5 protein-coding genes and 2 tRNA genes are annotated in these 4,363 nt (G+C 28.9%); 1 reads left to right on the plus strand and 6 read right to left on the minus strand.

The features are described from left to right. Positions 1 to 2: 2 nt before the first annotated feature. The 3 genes from Q0F58_RS17555 to Q0F58_RS17565 form a co-directional block, all read right to left on the minus strand. Positions 3 to 75: transfer RNA gene (locus Q0F58_RS17555), tRNA-Val, on the minus strand. A 9-nt stretch (positions 76 to 84) separates the two neighbouring features. Then, a tRNA-Tyr gene (locus Q0F58_RS17560) sits at positions 85 to 168 on the minus strand. A gap of 163 nt (positions 169 to 331) precedes the next feature. Beyond that, positions 332 to 790, minus strand: coding sequence for a hypothetical protein (locus Q0F58_RS17565; protein WP_294379159.1), 459 nt, complete (start codon positions 788 to 790; stop codon positions 332 to 334). A gap of 193 nt (positions 791 to 983) precedes the next feature. Between Q0F58_RS17565 and yyaC the strand changes: the two genes are divergently transcribed. Continuing rightward, positions 984 to 1,508 carry a spore protease YyaC gene (gene yyaC, locus Q0F58_RS17570; protein WP_294379160.1) on the plus strand — a complete coding sequence of 175 codons (525 nt, stop codon included), beginning with the start codon at positions 984 to 986 and terminating at the stop codon, positions 1,506 to 1,508. A 365-nt stretch (positions 1,509 to 1,873) separates the two neighbouring features. Here yyaC and Q0F58_RS17575 read toward each other — a convergent pair whose 3' ends face one another. The 3 genes from Q0F58_RS17575 to Q0F58_RS17585 form a co-directional block, all read right to left on the minus strand. Further along, entirely contained in the window at positions 1,874 to 2,908 is a 1,035-nt protein-coding gene (locus Q0F58_RS17575; protein WP_294379161.1) for a rod shape-determining protein, read from the minus strand. An 80-nt stretch (positions 2,909 to 2,988) separates the two neighbouring features. Continuing rightward, entirely contained in the window at positions 2,989 to 3,243 is a 255-nt protein-coding gene (spoIIID, locus tag Q0F58_RS17580; protein ID WP_002582280.1) for a sporulation transcriptional regulator SpoIIID, read from the minus strand. 124 nt (positions 3,244 to 3,367) lie between these two features. Further along, complete coding sequence (locus Q0F58_RS17585; RefSeq protein ID WP_294379162.1) at positions 3,368 to 4,114, minus strand: M23 family metallopeptidase; 747 nt, start codon at positions 4,112 to 4,114, stop codon at positions 3,368 to 3,370. Positions 4,115 to 4,363 lie beyond the last annotated feature (249 nt).

The following is a 4,363-nucleotide window of genomic DNA, read 5'->3' on the forward strand; positions in this document are numbered from 1 at the left end:
GGTGGGCACAACAGGGCTCGAACCTGTGACCCCCTGCTTGTAAGGCAGGTGCTCTCCCAGCTGAGCTATGCGCCCATTAAAAATTGGTGGAGGAAGATGGATTCGAACCATCGAAGCTAACGCAACAGATTTACAGTCTGCCCCCTTTGGCCACTCGGGAATTCCTCCAAATTTTTTCTTTAACTTTTTGCCTTGCTTTGCTTCGTCAGCACCGCTCGACAAAGACTAGTATATCTTCAAAGGCATTTTATTTCAACTTCCATTTTTACTATTTATATAAAATTATATTAATAATACTTTATTTTTCTCTATTTTTCTCTTGTTTAATATACTAATCATAATTATTTTCTATTATGCTCTCAATCCTATCTACATCAACATTTTTCCCAATTATTTTTTTGATATCTTCGTATTGAGCTTTCGTAAGTCTCTTTTTTATCATTTTAAAAAAATCCAATACACTTTCTTTACTTTCATCATTTTTTAATTCAATCCATTTTCCTAAATCACTAGTTGACAAAGATTTATTTAATATCTCTTCAATTTTACTTATATCATCATAGTTAAGAGTTAATATTGTGTCATAATCATTAAAATAATAAGTTTCATCTTTTATATCATAAATTTTAGATACATCACCTTCTCCCACTTCTTTATAATCATTATTATGGTTTATATTATATGAATTTACAGGTATATATTCCTCATATTTATAAGGATCCCACTTAAATACTATGTAAATATTAGCAACAATTGTAATTAATATAACTAGAATACAAATCTTTTTCATAATAAATTCTATCACCTCCATTTAATTTATTTGTAATTATTCCCAATAAAACTTTTTTTATTCCTTGCATAATTGTATATATTGCAATGTATACATTCAAAAAGTTTTTAATTTAATATATTTATTACGAAATTTTTATATAATAACTCTCCTTTTAAATTCATATATATATCTTATAAAGGAGGTATGCCCCTTGGTAAAACTTAATACTGATTATAATAATTCTTTATCTTCTTATGATTTAGCTTTAGAAATCAGCAATTACATTTCTGAAAATACTGTTATAGTTTGTATTGGTACAGATAAATGTATCGGTGATTGTTTAGGTCCATTAGTTGGTTCAATATTAACAGACAATAATTTTCCATTGCCTGTTTATGGAACTTTAAATTCTCCAATACACGCATTAAATATTGATCAGAAACTGAAAGAAATACAATCCATTCATCCAAATTCAGCAATTATAGGTGTAGATGCATGTTTAGGAAATCAAGAAGATATTGGACAGATTAGGACTAGAAATTATGCAATTCATCCTGGAAAAGGCGTTGGTAAAGATCTTCCTGAAGTAGGAATTGCTTCAATAATTGGAATAGTTGATTCCAGTGAAAACTCAGAATTTTTCTTTTCAAGAAGCATAAGACTTTCATTTGTAATGGATATGGCTAAAACTATATCTAAAGCTTTTATTGAGGCTTTCAACCTAATATACCAATAATATCCAACAAATAGATAGCATTGATATTAAAATTTTTGAATATATTCAAGCTTAATTATGTTTATGATACAAAGAAATTTACAATTTAAGTATTTATATACTTTCCTTGTTCTATAGGAAATTATATTTTCGAACAATCTGTGGATAACTTTTGAAGGGGCAGAAACACACAGTCTGCGAAGCAGATTTTTTTTATGATAGAACAAAATGGTTTTGCCACGTCATTTTGTGGATAACATTTCAACTTTTCATACCTCTTAATAATCCCAATTAATATTAATGAGTTTTAATTTTAAAAAATTCTATAATTTCCTTGTATAATGAATAAAAAGAGCTTTTATGACACATCATAAAAGCTCTTTTTATTATTCTATAAGTACTATTTGTTGTGAGTTAACTTCACTATCTAATTTATCTATGTAACCAAGAACTTCTCCAGTTCCTTTTGCAACACATTCAATTGCATCTTCAGCAACAGTTGCAGACACCCCTGTCCTAAATTCTATTAATTTATCAAGACCATGCAACAGAGACCCTCCACCAGTCATAACTATTCCTCTTTCTATTATGTCTGATGATAATTCAGGCGGAGTCCTTTCAAGTACCTTTTTTACTGTATCAACTATATTTTGAACTGGATCCTCTATAGCCAGTCTTATCTCTTCTGTTGATATTTCAATTTCATCTGGTAAACCTGTTATTAAATTTCTCCCTTTCATCATATATGTTAAATCTCTGGAGTTTTTAAATGCAGAACCTATATTAATTTTTAATTCTTCTGCTGTTTTTTCTCCAATCATAAGTTTATAATTGTTTCTTACATATTTTATGATTGAATCATCCATCTTATCTCCAGCAATTTTTATAGATTCTCTCTCTACTACACCACCTAATGATATTACTGCTATATCACAAGTTCCGCCACCAATATCTACAACCATGCATCCATTTGGTTTAGTTATGTCTAATCCTGCTCCTATTGCAGCCGCAAGCGGCTCTTCAATTAAATGGACAGTTTTTGCCCCTGAATTTGCAGCTGCATCAATAACTGCTCTTTTCTCTACTTCTGTAGCTTGAGATGGCACACATACAATAACTTTAGGTGCCCTTATAGTTCTTGAACCACATGCTTTTTTTATAAATTCTTTTAACATTTTCTGTGTAACATCATAATCAGATATCACTCCATCTTTAAGTGGTCTTAATGCAACAATATTTCCAGGCGTTCTGCCAAGCATTTTTCTGGCTTCTTCACCAACTGCAAGAAGAGAATTATTGTTTCTATTTACAGCAACAACTGAAGGTTCTTTTAATATTACACCTTTTCCCTTTACATAAACTAAAACTGTTGCTGTTCCTAAGTCAATTGCAAGGTCTGTCCCTGTTCTCCAAAACCCCATATTTTTATTCACTCCTATAATACATATTAATACCTACGTTTACATATTTCTACTAATTATATATTATAGTCTTAATCTATCTAAGATTCAATAGCCTTATATTTCATTTGGGTTGCTTTTCCACCTCTAATATGACGTTCTGCTTTATTTAATTCTAATATTGAGTGTGTTTCTTCTGCTATTTCTGGATTTATTTTAGGAAGTCTCTCAGTCATATCTTTATGGATTGTACTTTTGCTTACTCCAAATACTTTTGCTGTCTTTCTTATTGTAGCTTTAGATTCAATAATATACTTTGCAACATCCAATACTCTTTCTTCTATATAATCTTTCACAAAATACACCTTCTTAAATTTCTTATTTTTTCACTAAATTCTAATTCATTAAAATATTAACTATTTATTTAATACATATTAATCAGCCATTTTCTATGACTGATTAATATGTAATTTATATTTTTTAATTTTGAAAAGAGAAATAATTTTCAGGATTCACTTGTTCATCATTTGCATCAATTAATTGTAAATTTAAAAATTCACCAAAAACATCTGAGCTAAAAACTTTTGCTGTATCTCCTACTTTACCAATTACTTGACCAGCATTAACTTTATCTCCTTGCTTTACTGATACATTTTCATCTAAGTTTCCATATCTTGTCTTTAATCCATTAGCATGTTTTATTTCTATAACCATGCCTTCTTCTACGCCTGAATTTTCAACTAAATTAACGATTCCATCAGCCGCTGCTTTTACTTCTGAACCTATTGATGCTTGTAAGTTTACTCCTTTAATAGTTCTAAAAGTGTTTTCACCAACTTGAACTGGCTTAGGATAAGTATAATTTCTGCTTTCAGCTCCATTAATAGGAACCATAAAATTAACAGTATTATTTGTAGATACAGCTGTTGATTTATTATCTTCTTTTGTTTTTTCCTGCGATTTATTATCTTCGTTCTTAGTATTTTCTACTCTTTCAGCATTAGGAATAGTATTATTTACTACTTCATTGTTTTCTTCTCTCTTGTCTGATTCATCAGCATTCATTTCTTGCTGTTGTTTCAAATTGTCTATCTGATTTTGTGCTATGAACTTTTTATAAGAAAAAGTTCCAACTGTAACAATTACACAAAGACAAAGAAATAAACTAATGTAAAACCCTTCCCTGCTTATTAAATCCTTTAATTTTTGTTTTAAATTTTTGTCCATTACGAACACCTCCTTTACTTATCTTTTCCTTTTTTTGAAGTTTAATACACATTTTTGCTATTTTTTATTTTTATTTAAGAATTAATTTAATATTTAATAAAAATGTTATATCCAATTTACATTATGTCCACTTTTTCTTTTTCTAAACATAAATTATTTTTTTCATAAATTCATTCAAAAAATAAATCCCACTTCGCTTTTCGATTAGAAACTACATTTTTCAACATATTTTTCATACAGATTATTATT

This window comes from uncultured Clostridium sp. (assembly GCF_934754915.1).
In the GTDB taxonomy this organism is placed as follows: domain Bacteria; phylum Bacillota; class Clostridia; order Clostridiales; family Clostridiaceae; genus Clostridium.